Here is a 17,397-nt window from a genome sequence, read left to right on the forward strand (position 1 = left end):
TGCCATCCTCGATGAAAATCGAGGAACGCTCATGCCCCGTCATCGTCTCGTCCGTGTGATCGCAACCCTTGCCGTGCTCGCGGCCGGCAGCGCCTCGGCCCAGGAGGTGAAACGGACCGAACTCGGCCGCACGCCGGTCTCGGGCGTCGCGGGCAAGGAAGTCGTCATGCAGCTCGTCGAGATCCCGCCCGGGGCGACCTCCCAACGCCACTTCCACAACGGCGAGGAAGCCTTCTACGTCCTCGAAGGCGGCACGGCGCAGACACCCGGCAAGGACGTCAAGGCCCGGCCGGCGGGCGAGCACGGCATCAACCTGCGCGAGGTGCCCCATGCCGGCTACGCCAACGTCGGCAGCACGACGTTGAAGATCCTGTCGGTCTACGTGGTCGACACGAACAAGCCGCTGCAGGTGCCGGTGCCCTGAGCGGTTGCTCGCTCCTGTAGAACGAATATCGAACTTTCATCCGGCCGGCATCTTGCCGAAAGAGAACAAAAAGGGTACGAAATCCGCTGCGGCGCCGCATTGAGAACGCCGTCCGCCCCATGCATAAGGATGCCCGACTGATGGCCCAGCCCGCGCTGAAGATGGTGGAACCCTCGACGATGGATAAGGACAAGTCGAAGGCGATCGACGCCGCGCTGTCCCAGATCGAGCGTGCCTTCGGCAAGGGCTCGATCATGAGGCTCGGCAAGAACGACAAGATCGCGGAGGTCGAGACCGTGTCCACCGGGTCGCTCGGGCTCGACATCGCGCTCGGCGTCGGCGGCCTGCCCCGCGGCCGCGTCATCGAGATCTACGGGCCGGAATCCTCGGGCAAGACCACGCTGGCGCTGCACACGATCGCCGAGGCTCAGAAGACGGGTGGCGTCTGCGCCTTCGTCGATGCCGAGCACGCCCTCGACCCGGTCTATGCGCGCAAGCTCGGCGTCCAGCTCGACGACCTGCTGATCTCGCAGCCCGATACCGGCGAGCAGGCGCTGGAGATCACCGACACCCTCGTTCGCTCGGGCGCCATCGACGTGCTCGTGATCGATTCGGTGGCGGCCCTTACGCCGCGCGCCGAAATCGAAGGCGAGATGGGTGACAGCCAGCCCGGTCTTCAGGCCCGCCTGATGAGCCAGGCCCTGCGCAAGCTCACCGGCTCGATCTCGCGCTCGAAGTGCATGGTCATCTTCATCAACCAGATCCGTATGAAGATCGGCGTGATGTATGGCTCGCCGGAGACCACCACCGGCGGCAACGCGCTCAAGTTCTACGCCTCGGTCCGCCTGGACATCCGCCGCATCTCGACCCTGAAGGATCGCGACGAGGCCATCGGCAACCAGGTCCGCGTCAAGGTCGTCAAGAACAAGGTCGCGCCGCCCTTCAAGCAGGTCGAGTTCGACATCATGTTCGGCGAGGGCGTGTCGAAGGTCGGCGAGCTGATCGACCTCGGCGTGAAGGCCGGCATCGTCGAGAAGTCCGGCGCCTGGTTCTCCTACGACAGCCAGCGCCTCGGCCAGGGCCGCGAGAACTCCAAGGGCTTCCTGCGCGACAACCCGGCCATCGCCGACAAGATCGAAGCCTCGATCCGCCAGAATTCCGGCCTCGTCGCCGAACGGATCCTGGAGACGGTCAAGCCGAGCGCGGATGAACTCGACGATTGAGCAAGAATCCCCTCCCGCCCTCTGCGGGGGAGGGTGGCCCTTGCATCAGCAGGGGTCGGGAGAGGGGAGCGCCCTCTCCTGAAACGGTGCTCCCCTCTCCCGACCCGCTCCGCGGGCCACCCTCTCCCGCAGAGGGGAGAGGGTTTCCGGATCCCTACTCCGCCGCCTCGGTATAAGCCTCCACCGGCGGACACGAGCACACCAGATTTCGGTCGCCATAGGCGTTGTCGACTCGGTTCACCGGCGGCCAGTACTTGTCCATGCGGAGCGATCCGCCCGGAAAGCAGCCGGCCTCGCGGGAATAGGGCCGCTCCCAGGCGCCGATCAGGTCCTGCACCGTGTGCGGCGCGTGCTTGAGCGGGTTGTTGGCCCGGTCCATCCGCCCCTCCTCGATCGCCCGGATCTCGTCGCGGATCGCCAGCATCGCGTTGCAGAACCGGTCGATCTCACCCTTGGTCTCGGATTCCGTCGGCTCGATCATCAGAGTGCCGGCCACCGGCCAGCTCATGGTCGGCGGGTGGAAACCGGCATCGATCAGGCGCTTGGCGACGTCGTCGACGCTGATTCCGGCGCTCTTCTGGAACGGCCGGACGTCGACGATGCATTCGTGCGCCACGCGGCCGTTCCGGCCCGAATAGAGGATCGGATAGGCGCCCTCGAGCCGCTTGGCGATGTAGTTGGCGTTGAGGATCGCCACCCGTGTCGCCTGGGTCAGGCCGCGCCCGCCCATCATCAGGCAGTAGCTCCACGAGATCGGGAGGATCGAGGCCGAGCCGAAGGGGGCGGCCGAGACCGCGCCCTCCTCGCCCGAGCGTGGATCGCTCGGCAGGAAGGGAATCAGGTGCGCCTTGACGCCGATCGGTCCCATGCCCGGCCCGCCGCCGCCATGGGGAATGCAGAAGGTCTTGTGCAGGTTGAGGTGGCTGACGTCGGCCCCGATGTCGCCAGGGCGGGCGAGGCCGACCAGCGCGTTCAGGTTCGCTCCGTCGAGATAGACCTGTCCGCCATGGCCGTGGACGATGTCGCAGATCTCGCGCACGCGGGTCTCGAACACCCCATGCGTCGAGGGATAGGTGATCATGCAGGCCGCGAGGTTTTCGGTGTGCTGCTCGGCCTTGCGTGAAAAGTCGTCGACGTCGATGTTGCCGTGCGCGTCGGCGCCGACCACCACGACGCTCATGCCGCACATCTGTGCCGAGGCCGGGTTTGTGCCGTGGGCCGAGGAGGGGATCAGGCAGACGGTGCGGTGCCCCTCGCCCCTCGAGATGTGGTAGCGCCGGATCGCGAGCAAGCCGGCATATTCGCCCTGCGCCCCCGAGTTCGGCTGCATCGAGATCGCGTCGTAGCCGGTGATGTCGCAGAGCTTTTGGCTGAGGTCGTCGATCAGCTCCTTGTAACCGAGCGCCTGGTCGTCGGGCACGAAGGGGTGGATTTCTGAAAACTCCGGCCAGGAGATCGGCAGCATCTCGGCGGTGGCGTTGAGCTTCATCGTGCAGGAGCCGAGCGGGATCATCGCCCGGTCGAGCGCCAGGTCGCGGTCGCTGAGACGGCGCATGTAGCGCGTCATCTCGCTCTCGGCCCGGTTCATGTGGAAGATCGGGTGCGTGAGGTACTCCGAGGTCCGCTCCAGCGCCTTGGGCAACCGTTGCTCGGGATAGGCCTCGTCGTAGTCGAGCGCCTGTCCCCCGAACGCCCGCCACACCGCCTGGACGATGTCCGGCCGGGTGCGCTGGTCGACCGAGATGCCGATGCGGTCCGCGCCGATCTTGCGCAGGTTCACGCCGTTCTCGACGGCGCTGCGCAGGATGACGCCCTGGAAGGCTCCGACCTCGACGGCAATCGTGTCGAAGAAATTTTTTGGCTGAACGTCGAAGCCCAAGGCTTCCAGCCCTTCGGCGAGGCGCACGGCGTCGCGGTGGACGCGGAGCGCGATGGCCTTCAGCCCGAGCGGCCCATGATAGACCGCGTACATCGAGGCGATCACGGCCAGCAGCACCTGGGAGGTGCAGATGTTCGAGGTCGCCTTCTCCCGGCGGATATGCTGTTCGCGCGTCTGGAGCGCCAAGCGATAGGCGCGGTTGCCGCGGGCATCCACCGAGACGCCGACGAGCCGGCCCGGCAGCCCGCGCTTGTGCGCGTCGCGGGTTGCCATGTAGGCGGCGTGCGGGCCGCCATAGCCCATCGGGACGCCGTAGCGCTGCATCGAGCCGATGGCGATGTCGGCGCCCATCTCGCCCGGCGCCTTCAGCACCGTCAGCGCCAGCGGATCGGCCGCCATCACCGCCACCGCCCCGGCGTCGTGGAGCGCCGCGATCGCGTCCGAAAAATCGTGGATCGCGCCGCAGACGCCCGGATACTGGAAGATCGCGCCAAAGACCTTCGACGGGTCCAAGTCCGAAAACGGGTCTCCGACCTCGATCTGCCAGCCGAACGGCGCGGCGCGGGTCTTCAGCACCGCGATGGTCTGGGGCAGGCATTCCCGGTCGACGAAGAAGGTCGTCTGGCCGTTCGTGGCGATGCGCCTGGCCATGCCCATCGCCTCCGCCGCGGCGGTGGCCTCGTCGAGCAGCGAGGCGTTGGCGACGTCGAGGGCAGTCAGGTCGCAGACCAGCGTCTGGAAGTTGATCAGCGCCTCGAGCCGCCCCTGGCTGATCTCCGGCTGGTAGGGCGAATAAGCCGTGTACCAGGCCGGGTTCTCGAAGATGTTGCGCTGGATGGCCGGCGGCATCGTGGTGCCGTGGTAGCCCTGGCCGATCAGCGAGACGAGCAGCCGGTTCTTGTTCGCCGTCGCCCGCATCCGCTCGATCGCCCGCCGCTCCGTGAGCGAACGCCCGAAATCGATGTACTCCGCCTGCCGGATGTCCGGCGGCAGCGTCTCGTCGATGAGCGCGTGCAGGGTTTTGGCGCCCACCACCTCCAGCATCTCGGCGATCTCCGAGAGCTTCGGGCCGATATGCCGCCGGGCTGCGAAATCGAACGGATCGTGCTTGTCGACCTTCATGGGGCTGGCCTCGCTGAAGACGCGATGGAAGTGCCGTGGTGCGACCCCTTTTTTGATTTTCGCACCGCTTGTGACAGCCTAGCCCGGCGGACGTCGCCTGGGGAGGTGCTGGTTGGTGCAAAGGCTGCCCATGACAACACCGGCGCCATGCTGTAACTTGCAGGTTACGGGCGTGGCAGCACGATGCTCAAACAGACCGATCAGTTCAGGGCATGGATCAGGGGGCTTCGCGACAGGGCGGCGGTCGGTGTCATCAACGGCCGCCTGAAGCGGCTCGACATGGGCAACCCAGGTTACGCGGCCCCTGTCGGTGACGGTGTCAGCGAACTCAAGATCGATGTCGGCCCCGGATACCGCGTGTATTATAAAGTCTTCGCGGATGGGACGACCGTTCTGATCGGAGGCGACAAGGCCGACCAGCCGCGCAACATCAAGGCCGCCAAGGCACTGGCGGACATCATCGGCCAGGAACTCAAGAGGCAGGCCAAAGATGTCGATCGATCTGACTGACTGGGATCCTTCCGAATATCTCGATGATGAGGACGCGATCCAGGCCTACCTCAATACCGCCTTCGAGGATGGCGACCCGAAGCTGATTGCATCGGCCATCGGTGACGTGGCGCGGGCCAGGGGCATGACACAGATCGCACGCGACACCGGTCTCGCGCGGGAAGCGCTGTACCGGGCTCTGTCGGACAAGGGCAATCCGGAGCTCGGCACCGTCATCGGCGTCCTGAAGTCGCTCAACTTGACTATGCGCGTGGAGACCATCGAACCACGTGCGGAGGAGCGATCGATTCCCGAGTTCGGAACGCCCGGACGGAAAGCTGCACGGTGACCGCCCGCTTCGTCGTCGACCCGCAGACGCAGGCCTCCCAGCGCCGGGCCGCAGACCCCCATGTCTCGGCCTGGGTCTCGGCCAACGCGGGCGCCGGCAAGACCAAGGTGCTCACCGACCGGGTGCTGCGGCTGCTGCTCGACGGCGCGCCGCCCGGGCGCATCCTCTGCCTCACCTTCACCAAGGCGGCGGCGGCCAACATGTCGATCCGCGTGTTTCAGCGCCTCGGCCGCTGGGTGACGCTCGACGATGACGCGCTCACCTCAGAACTCGTGGAACTCACCGGCGACAGGCCATCGCGGAAGGGCTTGAGCCTCGCGCGCCGGCTGTTCGCCCGCGCGGTGGAGACGCCCGGAGGCCTCAAGATCGAGACGCTGCACGCGCTCTGCGAGCGGCTACTGCACATGTTCCCGTTCGAGGCCAACGTGCCGGCACGCTTCGAGGTGCTCGACGAGAACCAGACCCGCGAGGCCTTCGCCGTCGAGACCGATTCGGTGCTGGCCGATGCCGTGCTCGGCAGCCGCCCCGACCTCCACATGGCCCTGGACGTGGTCGGGCCGGAGGCCGCGGGAGATGCGCTTCGCGAGGCGTTGCGCGGCGCGATGCGCAAGCGCGGCTTCTTCGCCGATGCCGGCCGCACCCTGGAGACGGGCCTCGCCGACCTTGCGCGGGCCCTTGGGCTGGCGGTGGGCGAGAGCGTCGCCACGGTCGAAGACCGCATCCTCGCGGGCGGCCTTGCCGGCGACACGGATCTCGCCGGCCGGCTGCGGACGGGCAAGGTCACCGACGAACGCATTGCGGACGGACTGATCGCAACCGGCGAGGCGGCGGCCCGGCCGGAGGCGCTGGAGGCCTATCGTTCGGTCTTCTTCACCGACAAGGACGAGCCCCGGAAGAGCTTTGGCACCAAGGCGGTGCCGGAGGACGTGCGGGAGACGCTCGCCGAGGAGCAGGCGCGGCTCGTCCCGCTGTTCGACCGGTTGCGGGCGGCGCGGACCCATGCCCGCACGCGCGCGCTGTTCGTGCTCGCCGCAGAGATCCATCGCCGGGTCGAGGCCCGGAAGGCGCGGCTCGGCGCGCTCGATTTCGACGACCTGATCCACAAGACCGTCGACCTGCTGCGCCGGGTCGACGCGACCTGGGTGCTGTACAAGCTCGATCGCGGCATCGACCACGTGCTCGTCGACGAGGCGCAGGACACCAATCCCGAGCAATGGGAGATCCTGCGCCGCATCACCGCCGAGTTCGCGGCGGGCGAGGGGTCCCGTGAGATCCTGCGCACCCGCTTCGCGGTCGGCGATCCCAAGCAGTCGATCTACAGCTTTCAGGGGGCCGAGCCGCGCCAGTTCGAGGAAACCCGCCGGGACTGGCGCAAGGCCGCCGGCGCGATCGATCTGCCTTTCGCGGATGTCGGCCTCACCCTCTCGTTCCGCTCCGCGGCCGGCGTGCTGCGAGCGGTGGACGCGGTGTTCGCCCTGCCGGAGCACTACGAAGGCCTGTCCTTCGACGACAAAGCCACCGGCACCGTCCACGGCTCGGCCCGCGGCGACGCCCTCGGTTCGGTCGAGATCTGGCCGATCGCCGAACCGGCCGAGGAGCCCGACCCCGACGCCTGGGCCGCGCCCGTCGACGCGCCCGAGGCCAACGCCCCGCCGATCGCGGTGGCCCGGCGCATCGCTGCCGCGGTGCGCGCCTGGACCACCACGGGCGACGTCTGCGGCCGGGTCTGGCGGCCGGGGGACGTGCTGATCCTGGTGCGCAAGCGCTCGGCGGCCTTCGAGGAGGTGATCCGGGCGCTGAAGGGTCATGGCGTGCCCGTGGCGGGCCAGGACCGGCTCGAGATGGCCGGCCACATCGCCGTGCTCGATCTCGTGGCGGCCGGCCGGGCCGGGCTGCTCCCGGCCGACGACCTGACCCTCGCCACCGCCCTCAAGACGCCGCTGGTCGGGCTCACCGACGACGACCTCGTGACCATCGCGAGCCGCCGCCCCGAGGCGGAGACGCTGGAAGACGCGCTCACACGCCATGCCGCGGGCGGCAACGCGGCGGCCAGGCTCGGCCTCGACAAGCTCGCGACCTGGATCGGGCTCGCGGCGGCGGAGGGGCCGTTCGGCTTCTACGCCGCGCTGCTCGGGCCGCTCGGCGGCCGCAGGGCGCTGGTGTCCCGGCTCGGCGGCGAGGCGGGCGACGCCATCGACGTGTTTCTCGCAGCCGCCCAGGCGTTCGAGGGCGGCAGCGATGCGCCGAGCCTCGACGCCTTCCTCGCCCGCTACGTCGCGCGGCCCGGCCGGGGCGAATCCGGCCATACCGTCAAGCGCGACATGGAATCCGGCCGCAACGAGGTCCGGGTGATGACCGTGCACGGCGCCAAGGGCCTTGAGGCGCCCCTCGTCGTGGTGATCGACGGCTGCGAGCCGCTCGGGCGCAACGACCCGCCGCTGCTCGCGCTCGGAGCCGCACCGGGCGGCGACCCGCTGCTGCCGGTCTGGGTCTCGGGCCGCATGCAGGATTCGTCCGCGACGGCGGAGGCCCGCGAGACCCTGCACGCCCGTTCTCGCGAAGAACACAACCGGTTGCTCTACGTCGCGATGACCCGGGCGGCAGACCACCTCGTGATCGCCCCCTATCGCGGTGCCACCCTCGAAACGCCGGCCTCGTGGTGCGAGATGGTGCGGATCGGCCTGGAGCGCGGCCTCGGGCCGGGCGAGACCCTGGAAACCGGTCACGGACCGGTCACGCTCTGGCGCGACGGCACGGCCGGCCTGACCGCGCCCGAAGAGGGGTCGGCGTCATCCGTCGCCGACGCGCGCCTTCCGGACTGGCTCCACCGCCGGGCCGCGCCGGAGCGCGAACCGGCGCCACCGGTTAGCCCCTCGGGCGCGCTCTCGGCCGCCGACGGCCGGCCCGATCCCGGCAGGCGGCAGGCCGCCGCCGAGGCGCGGCAACGCGGCAAGCTGATCCACTCCCTGGTGGAGCACCTGCCGCGGCTGGCGCCGGACAGGCGGACGGACGCCGCCGCCCACTTCGTGGCGGCGCGCGCGCCGTCCATGCCGAAGCCCAAACGGGACGCGCTGGTGGCGGCCTGCCTGCGCCTGTTCGCGGAGCCGGACCTCGCGCCGCTCTTCACCCGGGAGGCCCGGGCCGAGGTGGCGCTCTCGGGCAGCATCGTGCTCGGCGGCGAGGTGCGGCGCGTGTTCGGCCGGGTCGACCGCCTCGCCCTCGACGGCGACCGGGTGCTGGTCTGCGACTTCAAGACCGGCCGCCCGCCGGCCGAGGATGCGCCGCTGCCGGCGGCTGAGGCGGCGCAGATCGCGCTCTATGCAACGCTCCTGCAGACGATCTACCCGGACCGTACCATCGTGCCGATGCTGGTCTGGACCTCCGGGCCGGTGCTGCGCCGGCTCGATCCGGACGAGGTGGCCGCCGCGTTGGCGACCATCGGTTCCGAGGCGGCCTGAGACCCGGCTGCTCGAATTTTCACCGCTGCACGCCGCCCCCCAACGCGTTGAGCGGCAAGGCCTTCGCCTGTCGTCGGCGGCCGTGCCGCCCCTCGAGGATGCAGAGCCGGCTTCGCCTTCTTACGGCCAAGCTGTGGACGACGCTGCGCTCCGGGCGGTAAAAAGGACCGCCTCGGCGAGTCGCCCGGCGCCCCGAACGACGTTCGTTGCAAGCCAGGGGGGATGCCCATTGACCAAGCAGAACATCACCGTGACGGCCCGTGAACGCGACACCCTTCTGGCGGCGTTGCGCTACTATCAGTTCTACCGGATGCAGGGACATCCGTTCGACCCCGAGCAGGATCATCTGATCGACACCATCGCCGAGACGGCCGGCAGCGCCCTCGACGTGGCCGAGATCGACGATCTCTGTGCCGGCCTCAACGGCAACACCCACGCGCTCGAAGCAGCGCGGGCCTAGCGACGGATGGGGCGGCCGACGCCGCCCCGGCCCTGTTCCGTGAGCGTGCAGCTCCGGCATCGTCCGCCGAACCACACCTACCCGCCGCACAGGCCGTTTCGCGCCGAGCCTGCGCTGCCTTTCCCTTAGTGAGAAGCCTGCACGGCGGCCTTCGGCCGGCGGATCAGCGGCGTGGCGCAGGCCATGACGAGGAAGAGCGCGGTGAGGACGAGAAACACGTCCTCGAAGGCCATGACCATGCCCTGGATGCGGACCTGATTGGTCAGGGATTTCAGCGCCATCGCGTCGGCCGCGCTGCCGAACCCGGAAAAGCCCTGGCGGAGGCCGTCGAGCCGCTGGAGCGCGGTGTCGTTCGCCCAGGTCACGCGCTCGTGGAGGCGCGCGAGGTGGAGGTCCCAGCGGTCGTTCAGCAGCGTGTTGATCAGCGCGAGGCCGACCGCGCCGCCGAGGTTCCGGGTGAGGTTGTAGAGGCCCGAGGCGTTCTTCATGCGCTCGGGCGGCAGGGTGCCCAGCGCGATGTTGTTGATCGGGATCATGCACAGCATCAGCGAGCAGCCGCGCAGCACCTGGGGCCAGAGCAGTTCCCAGAAATCCCAGTCCTTGGTCAGCCCGGTGACGATCCAGGTCCCGGCGGCGAAGCCCGAAAAGCCGAGCGCCATCAGGATGCGCGGGTCGACCTTTCCGGAGAAGCGGCCGGCGATGGGGGCGGTGGCGAACATGCACAGCCCCGAGACGAACATCGTCTCGCCGATTTGCAGCGCCGAGTAGCCGCGCACGCGGGCGAGATAGACCGGATAGAGGTAGGTCAGCCCGTAGAGGCCGATGCCCATGATGAAGCTCGCCGCGCAGCCGGCGGCGAAGTTGCGATCGGTGAAGGCGCGCAGCTCCACGATCGGCTGGCGGGCGGTGAAGGCGCGCCAGAAGAACGCCACGCAGCAGAGCATGCCGACGACGGCGCAGACGAGCACCGCCTCGTCCTGCAGCCAGTCGTGGTTCGGGCCTTCTTCGAGCACGTATTCGAGGCAGCCGAGGAAACCGCCCATCACGACGAGGCCGGTCCAGTCGAAATTCTTGATGAGACTCGTGTTCGGCTTGTCGAAATCGACCAGCGCCCAGGTCGAGACCGTGACGAAGATGCCCGGCACGATGTTGATCAGGAACAGCCAGTGCCAGGAGAGCAGGTCTGTCAGGTAGCCGCCCACCGTCGGGCCGATGGTGGGGGCGAGCGTCGCCACGAGGCCGATCATCGGCGAGACGATCGAGCGCTTCGAGGGCGGGAAGATCGTGAAGGCCGAGGCGAAGACCGTCGGGATCATGCCGCCGCCCAGAAACCCCTGGAGGGCGCGCCAGACGATCATCTCGTCGATGGACGAGCTGGTGGCGCACATCGCGCTCATCAGCGTGAAGCCGGCCGCCGAGATCACGAACATCCAGCGCGTCGAGAGCACCCGCGAGAGCGTGCCCGAGAGTGGGATCGCGATGACCTCGGCGATCAGGTAGCTGGTCTGGACCCAGGGGATCTCGTCGCCCGAGGCCGAGAGCCCCGCCTGGATCTCGTTGAGCGAGGCCGAGACGATCTGGATGTCCAGGATCGCCATGAACATCCCGAAGACCATGCACAGGAACGCCACCATGCGGCGGCGGTCGAGGGGCGGTTCGGCCGGGATGGCCGAGGGGGCGACGGCAGCCGTGGCAACCATGTGGGTTATGCCGGTTCCGATTTGTCGGATCGCGTGATGTGTCGCTTCCCTTCCCCCTTGCGGGGAGGGGCTAGGGGTGGGGTAGTTCAGGATCGAACGCAGCGGTGCCTTCTGCACCACCCCCACCTCCAACTCCTCCCCACAAGGGGGAGGAGAGGTGCACGATGCACCGGTGCGACCAATCGGACGCCGTCCTACTCGTGATCGGCAGTCGCAGTCCGCACCGGCGACCGGTCGTCCGGCCCGCGGGTGTCGACCCTGACCGTCACCGACATGCCCGGCCGCAACAGGCCTTCGCTCGCGACGTCGGCCGGTACGTGGACGCGCACGGGCAGGCGCTGGACGATCTTGGTGAAGTTGCCGGTGGCGTTGTCGGTGGGCAGCAGGCTGAACACCGTGCCGGAGGCCGGCGAGAACGACTCGACCTCGCCGGTGATCTTCCTGTCGGGATAGGCGTCGACGAGGATCGTCACCGGCTGGCCCGGCTTCATCTGCGAGACCTGCGTCTCCTTGAAGTTCGCGTCGATGCGCACGCTCTGGAGCGGCACCAGCGCAGCGACGCGGGAGCCCGGCTGGACATAGGCCCCGGCCTCCACCGCCTTGTTGCCGACGACGCCGTCGAAGGGCGCGCGGATCACGGTGAAGTCGAGGTCGCGCCGGGCCCGGTCGACGGCGGTGCGCAATTCGCCCGCGAGGCTTTCGGCCTCCTGCTTCTGGGCGACGAGCACGTCGACATTGGCTTTGGCCGCGAGCACCGCGGCTTGCGCGCCCTTCACCGAGGCGTCGGTGCGGTCGCGGTCGGCCTTGGTCTGGTCGAGCTTGGATTTCGCAACGTAGTCGGCCTGCATCTGCGTGGCGCGGACGTAATCGGCCGCGGCGCGGACGGCGTCGGCCTTCATGCCGTCGACCTGTGCCGCGCTCTGGGCGACCTGGGCCTGGGCCGCCTCGGCCTGGCGGCCGATGCGCGCGATCGTGCTCTCCTGCGTGGCGAGCTTGTCCTGCGCCGCGCGCAAGGCCAGCCGGTAGTCGCCGTCGTCGAGCCGGGCGATCACGTCGCCCTTCTTCACCGACTGGCCGTTCACGATCGGAACCGCATCAAGATAGCCCGAGACCTTGGCCGCGAGCACGGAGATGTCGGCCTGCACGTAGGCGTCGTCCGTCGAGACGAAGAAGCGCCCCAGCGTCCAGTACTGCCAACCCTCGTAGCCGCCCCCGCCGAGCGCGGCCGTGAGCACGGTCAGCAACAGCAGCGTCTTGAGGGGCCGGCGCTTCTTTGCCGGAGGCTCGGCAGGCGCCGAGGCGGGCAGCGCGGCCGTCGGCACGGCAGGCGCGCGGCTTACATCGGGCCGACCCCGCGAAACGCTCTCATCGCTCGGCTCGACGATGGCATCCTCCCGGTGTGCGCCGTCTTCGCGAAGGGACATCGCGGGCTCCGAATTGTCTTGACCGAACCGTTCGGTCGGTAAGCAGGACGCATTGACGCCCGGCGGCTTCACGCTCATAAATACGTTGACCGAACTCATAAATACGTTGACCGAACCGTTCGGTCAATAACGAGCATCGAGACATGGCGGCCCCTGCAACGAGCCTCGCGCATCCTACGCAGCGACCGGTTTCCGCATCCTCAACCGCAGAGACCGACAAGCGCCGCCAGATCCTGGAGGGCGCACGCTCGGTGTTCATGGCCGCCGGCTTCGACGGCGCCAGCATGGGCGAGGTCGCCAAGGCGGCGGGCGTCTCCAAGGGCACGCTCTACGTCTATTTCGACAGCAAGGAAGCCCTGTTCGAGGCGCTGACGACGCAGGAGAAGCGCGGACTCGCCGAGGCGCTGTTCCAGCTCGATCCGCAGGACCCGGACGTCCGCGGCGCGCTCACCCGGCTCGGCCAGACCTATCTCACCGAGATCTCGAAGCCAGAGCACGTCTCGGTGATCCGCATGGTGATCGGCGCCACCGAAAAGTTTCCGAGGCTGGGCCAGGCCTTCTTCGAGGCCGGGCCGGCCTGCGGCATCGAGCGGCTCACCGCCTATCTCGACACGCAGGTCGCGGCCGGCCGCTTGCGCAAGTCGGACACCGGGCTCGCCGCCAAGCATTTTCTGCATCTGTGCCAGGCGGGGCTGCTCACCCGTCTGCTGTTCGCGGCCGGAGAGCCGCCGACGGAGGCGGACAAGCAGCATCGGATCGCCGAGGCGGTGCGGGTGTTCCTTGCCGGTTACGGGGTCTGATCAAGCCGGCCTCCATGTGGCCGCCGGGCGACATCGGCCGGCAATCCGCGGCTGCGTCTCCGGCAAAGCTTGCCAGCCGGTGCCGGGGCTCGCAGGGTTCCGGCCTGTTTCGACAGCTCGGCTTTGGCTGGCCGTCCCGATTCCGTGTCTTCGAGGTCCCCATGCGTCGCCTGATGCAGACCGTCGCTCTCGCGCTCGCGGGCGCTGCCGTGTCGGCCTGTGCGCCGCATCCGATCGTCGCCCGCGATCCGGAGCCGCCGCCCTCGCCCGCCGAGGCCTATGATTGCGGCACCACGCGGCTTCCCCTCAACGCCGCGATCTCGAACTGCACGCCGCGCTACCGCGAGGCGCCGACGGTCCTGCGCTCGCGGGGCTAGAGCAGGCTGCGAAAAAGTGGCAACGCTTTTTCGCGCGAAGCCTGCTCTAAACTCTTGAATCGATCACGCTGCGTTTTGATCGGTTCGATCAAAACGCAGCGTGATCGAGAGCCTATGATGCGGGCGGCGCGTTTACCCGGTCTGAGCGTTTCGGCGTCAGGATCGGTCAGCGCGGACCCGATCGACCGCAGCCTGCCGGAGACCTGAGCCCGTGTCGCATCCCAGCCTTCTCGCCGCCGCGGCCCTGATCGGCCTGTCGCTCACCGGCTTCGCCCGCGCCGAGAGCCTGCTCGACCGCGCGAACCGTGCCTCCGCCGTCGGCCCGACCGTCCTGCAGGTCGACCCCGATCGCGGCCGCTTCGTCGGCCGGCCCCTCAGTGCTGTCGTGCCCGGTCCCGGTGAGCGCATCGTCAACGCCGTGCCCGTGCCGCATGTGATGAACGGCGGCGGCTTCGGCCTCTCGGGCGCCGACTACTACAGCGACGCCAGTACCGAGGGCCGCCTCGGCCAGCGCCGGCACGTCAACGAGCAGATCCTGGCACCCGGCCTGCGCGCTCCACTGCGGTGAGCAGTCGAATGGATCGACTCAGTCCTCGGAGTCGATCTCATCGTAGCGACCTTATCTGTGCCGGGCAGAGCAATCTCGGCTCGCGCAGATTGCGAACTTCCCTGAATTTTATAGAGCGCTGACGGCAGCGCTCTATTCAGGCAACCAGCGGCGCTGCATGACTTCGGCCGGGCTGCGATCACGCGGTCCCCATCCCCCGGAGCCCGCCCGTGCTGCGCCTCGCCTTCGCCTGTCTCGCCTCCTGCATCACCCTGTCGCCAGCGCTTGCAGGGTTCCCCTGCGACGAGCTCCGGGCCGAGCGGAACTCGACCTACAAGGACGCCGGCTACTGCTTCAAGACGGCTCAGGCGATCCGCGAATACGGCAATGCCGATTGCCGCTACGACGACATCGCCGACGTGCCCCTCTCGGCCGCCGCCCGCAAGAAGATCGCCGAGATCGTCGCCGACGAGCGCCGAAACGGTTGCGCGCGCTGACCGGACTGCCGTGAATTTTCGCGATCCGACTCCGCGGTGAAAGCTGCGGTTCCTGGAATTATCCTGCGCATTCGTTGCGCCTGCAGATCCCGAGCGTGATGCTGCCGAGCCTTGCGAACGGCTCGGCCGCACGTCGTATCGGCGGATCATCTCTTCGTTGTGGCGCTGAGCCGCCGAAACATCACAGCAACATGACGTCATGACGGCGACCGAGCCGCACAAAATCTCGATCGATTCCAATGTTTCGCCGCCGCAATAAAGTCTGCGCTGCGGCGCACAACAAACTCCGAGACAAATCGAAATTATTCTCAATTTGCGCAGCGCAAAAATAAGTTCTGCGGAAGCGTAACCATCGTTTGCGCTCGACGCTGAAGTTTGGCAATCAATGCCCGCTCTTCGAGGGAGGAGCGTCCTGATCCGAGCAACCGTCCCATGGCCGCAAAGGCTAAGCTCGGCAAACACGAACGATAAGCTCAAGGACGAACGCATGACCGCATTGCTGCTGATCATCCTAGGCGGGCTCTGCGCCGTCGCCTACGGGATCGTCACGATCCGAGACGTGATGAAACGCGACGCCGGCACCGCCCGCATGCAGGAAATCGCCGGTGCGATCGCCGAAGGCGCCCAGGCCTATCTCAAGCGCCAATACGCGACGATCGGCATCGTCGGCATCGTCCTCTTCGTGGCGCTCGCCTATTTCCTCGGCATCAAGGTCGCCATCGGCTTCCTGATCGGCGCGGTGCTCTCGGGCGCGGCCGGCTTCATCGGCATGAACGTCTCGGTGCGCGCCAACGTCCGCACCGCCCAGGCCGCGACGACGTCGCTCGGCGGCGGCCTCGACGTGGCCTTCAAGTCGGGCGCCGTCACCGGCATGCTGGTCGCCGGCCTCGCGCTTCTCGGGGTCGCGATCTACTACACCTACCTCACCCGCGGCGCCGGCCTCGCGCCCGCCAGCCGCGAGGTCATCGACGCCCTGGTGGCCCTCGGCTTCGGCGCCTCGCTGATCTCGATCTTCGCCCGCCTCGGCGGCGGCATCTTCACCAAGGGCGCCGATGTCGGCGGCGATCTCGTCGGCAAGGTCGAAGCCGGAATTCCCGAAGACGACCCGCGCAACCCCGCCACCATCGCCGACAACGTCGGCGACAACGTCGGCGATTGCGCCGGCATGGCCGCCGACCTGTTCGAGACCTATGCCGTAACCGTCGTCGCCACGATGGTGCTCGCCGCGATCTTCTTCGCCGGTCAGCCCATCCTCGAAGCGATGATGCTCTACCCGCTCGCCATCGGATCGGCCTGCATCCTCACCTCGATCGCCGGCACCTACGCGGTGAAGCTCGGCGCCAACCAGTCGATCATGGGCGCGCTCTACAAGGGCCTGATCACCGCGGGCGTGCTCTCCATCGGCGCCATCGCCATCGTGAACTTCGCCCTGTTCGGCGGGTTCGGCACCACCTTCAAGACGAGCACCGGTGTGACCTTCACCTCGGGCGGCCTGTTCGGCTGCGCGGTGATCGGGCTGGCCATCACGGCGCTGATCGTGGTGATCACCGAGTACTACACCGGCACGAACTTCCGCCCGGTGAAGTCGATCGCGCAATCCTCCGTCACCGGCCACGGCACCAACGTGATCCAGGGCCTGGCGATCTCGCTGGAATCCACGGCGCTGCCCGCGCTGGTGATCGTGGCTGGCATCATCTCGACCTACGCGCTCGGCGGCCTGTTCGGCATCGCCATTGCGGTGACCGCGATGTTGGCGCTCGCCGGCTTCATCGTGGCGCTCGACGCCTTCGGCCCCGTGACCGACAATGCCGGCGGCATCGCCGAGATGGCCGGTCTCCCCGCGGACGTGCGCAAGGCTACCGACGCCCTCGACGCGGTCGGCAACACCACCAAGGCCGTCACCAAGGGCTACGCGATCGGCTCCGCCGGCCTCGGCGCGCTGGTGCTGTTCGCCGCCTACACCTCGGACCTGAACTACTTCATCGCCAATGCCAGCGACACGCAGTACCGGTTCTTCCGGGGCGTCACCGTCGATTTCTCGCTCTCGAACCCCTACGTCGTCGTCGGCCTGCTGCTCGGCGGCCTGATCCCGTTCCTGTTCGCGGGCATGGCGATGACCGCCGTCGGCCGTGCCGCCGGCGCGGTGGTGGAAGAGGTCCGCCGGCAGTTCCGCGAAAAGCCCGGCATCATGAAGGGCACCGACCGTCCCGATTACGGCCGGGCCGTCGACATGCTGACCCGCGCTGCGATCAAGGAGATGATCGTCCCCTCGCTGCTGCCGGTGCTCTCGCCGATCGTGCTGTTCTTCGTGATCCAGGCCATCGCCGGCAAGAACGAGGCCTTCGCCACGGTCGGAGCCTCGCTCCTCGGCGTGATCCTGACAGGACTCTACGTCGCGATCTCGATGACCTCGGGCGGCGGTGCCTGGGACAACGCCAAGAAGTACATCGAGGACGGCCATCACGGCGGCAAGGGCTCCGACGCCCACAAGGCGGCCGTCACCGGCGACACCGTCGGCGACCCCTACAAGGACACGGCCGGCCCCGCCGTGAACCCGGCGATCAAGATCACCAACATCATCGCCCTGCTGCTGCTCGCGATCCTGGCCCACCAGTAGCCCGCGCCGATCCGGCCCGACGAAAAAACCC

General features: G+C 68.2%; 14 protein-coding genes. 11 read left to right on the forward strand and 3 right to left on the reverse strand.

All coding sequences use genetic code 11. From position 1 onward, the window contains the following. Positions 1 to 31 precede the first annotated feature (31 nt). Positions 32 to 424 carry a cupin domain-containing protein gene (locus tag MFF07_RS15640; protein WP_147820225.1) on the forward strand — a complete coding sequence of 131 codons (393 nt, stop codon included), beginning with the start codon at positions 32 to 34 and terminating at the stop codon, positions 422 to 424. Positions 425 to 585: 161 nt separating this feature from the next. Further along, positions 586 to 1,647 (forward strand): recombinase RecA, encoded by a 1,062-nt coding sequence (recA, locus tag MFF07_RS15645; RefSeq protein WP_373322366.1) that lies wholly within the window; start codon positions 586 to 588, stop codon positions 1,645 to 1,647. A 154-nt stretch (positions 1,648 to 1,801) separates the two neighbouring features. On the opposite strand, the gene gcvP is transcribed toward recA, so the two are convergent. Then, positions 1,802 to 4,648, reverse strand: a complete 2,847-nt coding sequence (gene gcvP / locus MFF07_RS15650; RefSeq protein WP_147820228.1) for an aminomethyl-transferring glycine dehydrogenase — start codon at positions 4,646 to 4,648, stop codon at positions 1,802 to 1,804. 183 nt (positions 4,649 to 4,831) lie between these two features. Here gcvP and MFF07_RS15655 point away from each other — a divergent pair, with 183 nt between their 5' ends. The 4 genes from MFF07_RS15655 to MFF07_RS15670 all read left to right on the forward strand — a co-directional run bounded on the left by MFF07_RS15655 (position 4,832) and on the right by MFF07_RS15670 (position 9,404). Next, positions 4,832 to 5,158 (forward strand): type II toxin-antitoxin system RelE/ParE family toxin, encoded by a 327-nt coding sequence (locus tag MFF07_RS15655; protein ID WP_147820230.1) that lies wholly within the window; start codon positions 4,832 to 4,834, stop codon positions 5,156 to 5,158. Next, positions 5,139 to 5,486, forward strand: a complete 348-nt coding sequence (locus tag MFF07_RS15660; RefSeq protein ID WP_238232323.1) for an addiction module antidote protein — start codon at positions 5,139 to 5,141, stop codon at positions 5,484 to 5,486. The genes MFF07_RS15655 and MFF07_RS15660 overlap by 20 nt, the downstream gene beginning before the upstream one ends. Then, positions 5,483 to 8,944: a double-strand break repair helicase AddA gene (gene addA, locus MFF07_RS15665; RefSeq protein WP_238232324.1), complete on the forward strand. Its 3,462-nt coding sequence runs from the start codon at positions 5,483 to 5,485 to the stop codon at positions 8,942 to 8,944. The genes MFF07_RS15660 and addA overlap by 4 nt, the downstream gene beginning before the upstream one ends. A 229-nt stretch (positions 8,945 to 9,173) precedes the next feature. After that, positions 9,174 to 9,404, forward strand: coding sequence for a hypothetical protein (locus tag MFF07_RS15670; RefSeq protein ID WP_147817425.1), 231 nt, complete (start codon positions 9,174 to 9,176; stop codon positions 9,402 to 9,404). 125 nt (positions 9,405 to 9,529) lie between these two features. Here MFF07_RS15670 and MFF07_RS15675 read toward each other — a convergent pair whose 3' ends face one another. Together MFF07_RS15675 and MFF07_RS15680 are read right to left on the reverse strand one after the other, a co-directional pair. Beyond that, on the reverse strand, positions 9,530 to 11,104 hold the full coding sequence (locus MFF07_RS15675; protein WP_147817424.1) for a DHA2 family efflux MFS transporter permease subunit: 1,575 nt from the start codon (positions 11,102 to 11,104) through the stop codon (positions 9,530 to 9,532). A gap of 194 nt (positions 11,105 to 11,298) precedes the next feature. Then, the gene (locus MFF07_RS15680) at positions 11,299 to 12,528 is read right to left on the reverse strand and encodes an HlyD family secretion protein (RefSeq protein WP_147817423.1); all 1,230 of its coding nucleotides are present in this window, start codon (positions 12,526 to 12,528) and stop codon (positions 11,299 to 11,301) included. A 143-nt stretch (positions 12,529 to 12,671) separates the two neighbouring features. Here MFF07_RS15680 and MFF07_RS15685 point away from each other — a divergent pair, with 143 nt between their 5' ends. The 5 genes from MFF07_RS15685 to MFF07_RS15705 all read left to right on the forward strand — a co-directional run bounded on the left by MFF07_RS15685 (position 12,672) and on the right by MFF07_RS15705 (position 17,366). Beyond that, on the forward strand, positions 12,672 to 13,328 hold the full coding sequence (locus tag MFF07_RS15685; protein ID WP_147817422.1) for a TetR/AcrR family transcriptional regulator: 657 nt from the start codon (positions 12,672 to 12,674) through the stop codon (positions 13,326 to 13,328). A 161-nt stretch (positions 13,329 to 13,489) separates the two neighbouring features. Next, entirely contained in the window at positions 13,490 to 13,705 is a 216-nt protein-coding gene (locus tag MFF07_RS15690; protein ID WP_147817421.1) for a hypothetical protein, read from the forward strand. A 211-nt stretch (positions 13,706 to 13,916) separates the two neighbouring features. Then, positions 13,917 to 14,273 carry a hypothetical protein gene (locus MFF07_RS15695; RefSeq protein ID WP_147817420.1) on the forward strand — a complete coding sequence of 119 codons (357 nt, stop codon included), beginning with the start codon at positions 13,917 to 13,919 and terminating at the stop codon, positions 14,271 to 14,273. 209 nt (positions 14,274 to 14,482) lie between these two features. Continuing rightward, positions 14,483 to 14,749: a YARHG domain-containing protein gene (locus tag MFF07_RS15700; protein ID WP_373322363.1), complete on the forward strand. Its 267-nt coding sequence runs from the start codon at positions 14,483 to 14,485 to the stop codon at positions 14,747 to 14,749. A 487-nt stretch (positions 14,750 to 15,236) separates the two neighbouring features. After that, on the forward strand, positions 15,237 to 17,366 hold the full coding sequence (locus MFF07_RS15705; RefSeq protein ID WP_147817419.1) for a sodium-translocating pyrophosphatase: 2,130 nt from the start codon (positions 15,237 to 15,239) through the stop codon (positions 17,364 to 17,366). The last annotated feature ends 31 nt before the right edge of the window (positions 17,367 to 17,397 follow it).

It is taken from the genome of Methylobacterium thuringiense (genome assembly GCF_022179645.1).
Classification (GTDB): domain Bacteria; phylum Pseudomonadota; class Alphaproteobacteria; order Rhizobiales; family Beijerinckiaceae; genus Methylobacterium; species Methylobacterium thuringiense.

Bases quoted from the DNA above. Each gene is read 5' to 3' on its own strand.
- MFF07_RS15640 (WP_147820225.1), top strand. From the start codon at position 32: ATGCCCCGTCATCGTCTCGTCCGTGTGATCGCAACCCTTGCCGTGCTC.
- MFF07_RS15680 (WP_147817423.1), bottom strand. From the start codon at position 12,528: ATGTCCCTTCGCGAAGACGGCGCACACCGGGAGGATGCCATCGTCGAG.
- MFF07_RS15690 (WP_147817421.1), top strand. From the start codon at position 13,490: ATGCGTCGCCTGATGCAGACCGTCGCTCTCGCGCTCGCGGGCGCTGCC.
- MFF07_RS15705 (WP_147817419.1), top strand. From the start codon at position 15,237: ATGACCGCATTGCTGCTGATCATCCTAGGCGGGCTCTGCGCCGTCGCC.
- MFF07_RS15675 (WP_147817424.1), bottom strand. From the start codon at position 11,104: ATGGTTGCCACGGCTGCCGTCGCCCCCTCGGCCATCCCGGCCGAACCG.
- recA (WP_373322366.1), top strand. From the start codon at position 586: ATGGTGGAACCCTCGACGATGGATAAGGACAAGTCGAAGGCGATCGAC.
- MFF07_RS15660 (WP_238232323.1), top strand. From the start codon at position 5,139: ATGTCGATCGATCTGACTGACTGGGATCCTTCCGAATATCTCGATGAT.
- MFF07_RS15655 (WP_147820230.1), top strand. From the start codon at position 4,832: ATGCTCAAACAGACCGATCAGTTCAGGGCATGGATCAGGGGGCTTCGC.
- gcvP (WP_147820228.1), bottom strand. From the start codon at position 4,648: ATGAAGGTCGACAAGCACGATCCGTTCGATTTCGCAGCCCGGCGGCAT.
- MFF07_RS15685 (WP_147817422.1), top strand. From the start codon at position 12,672: ATGGCGGCCCCTGCAACGAGCCTCGCGCATCCTACGCAGCGACCGGTT.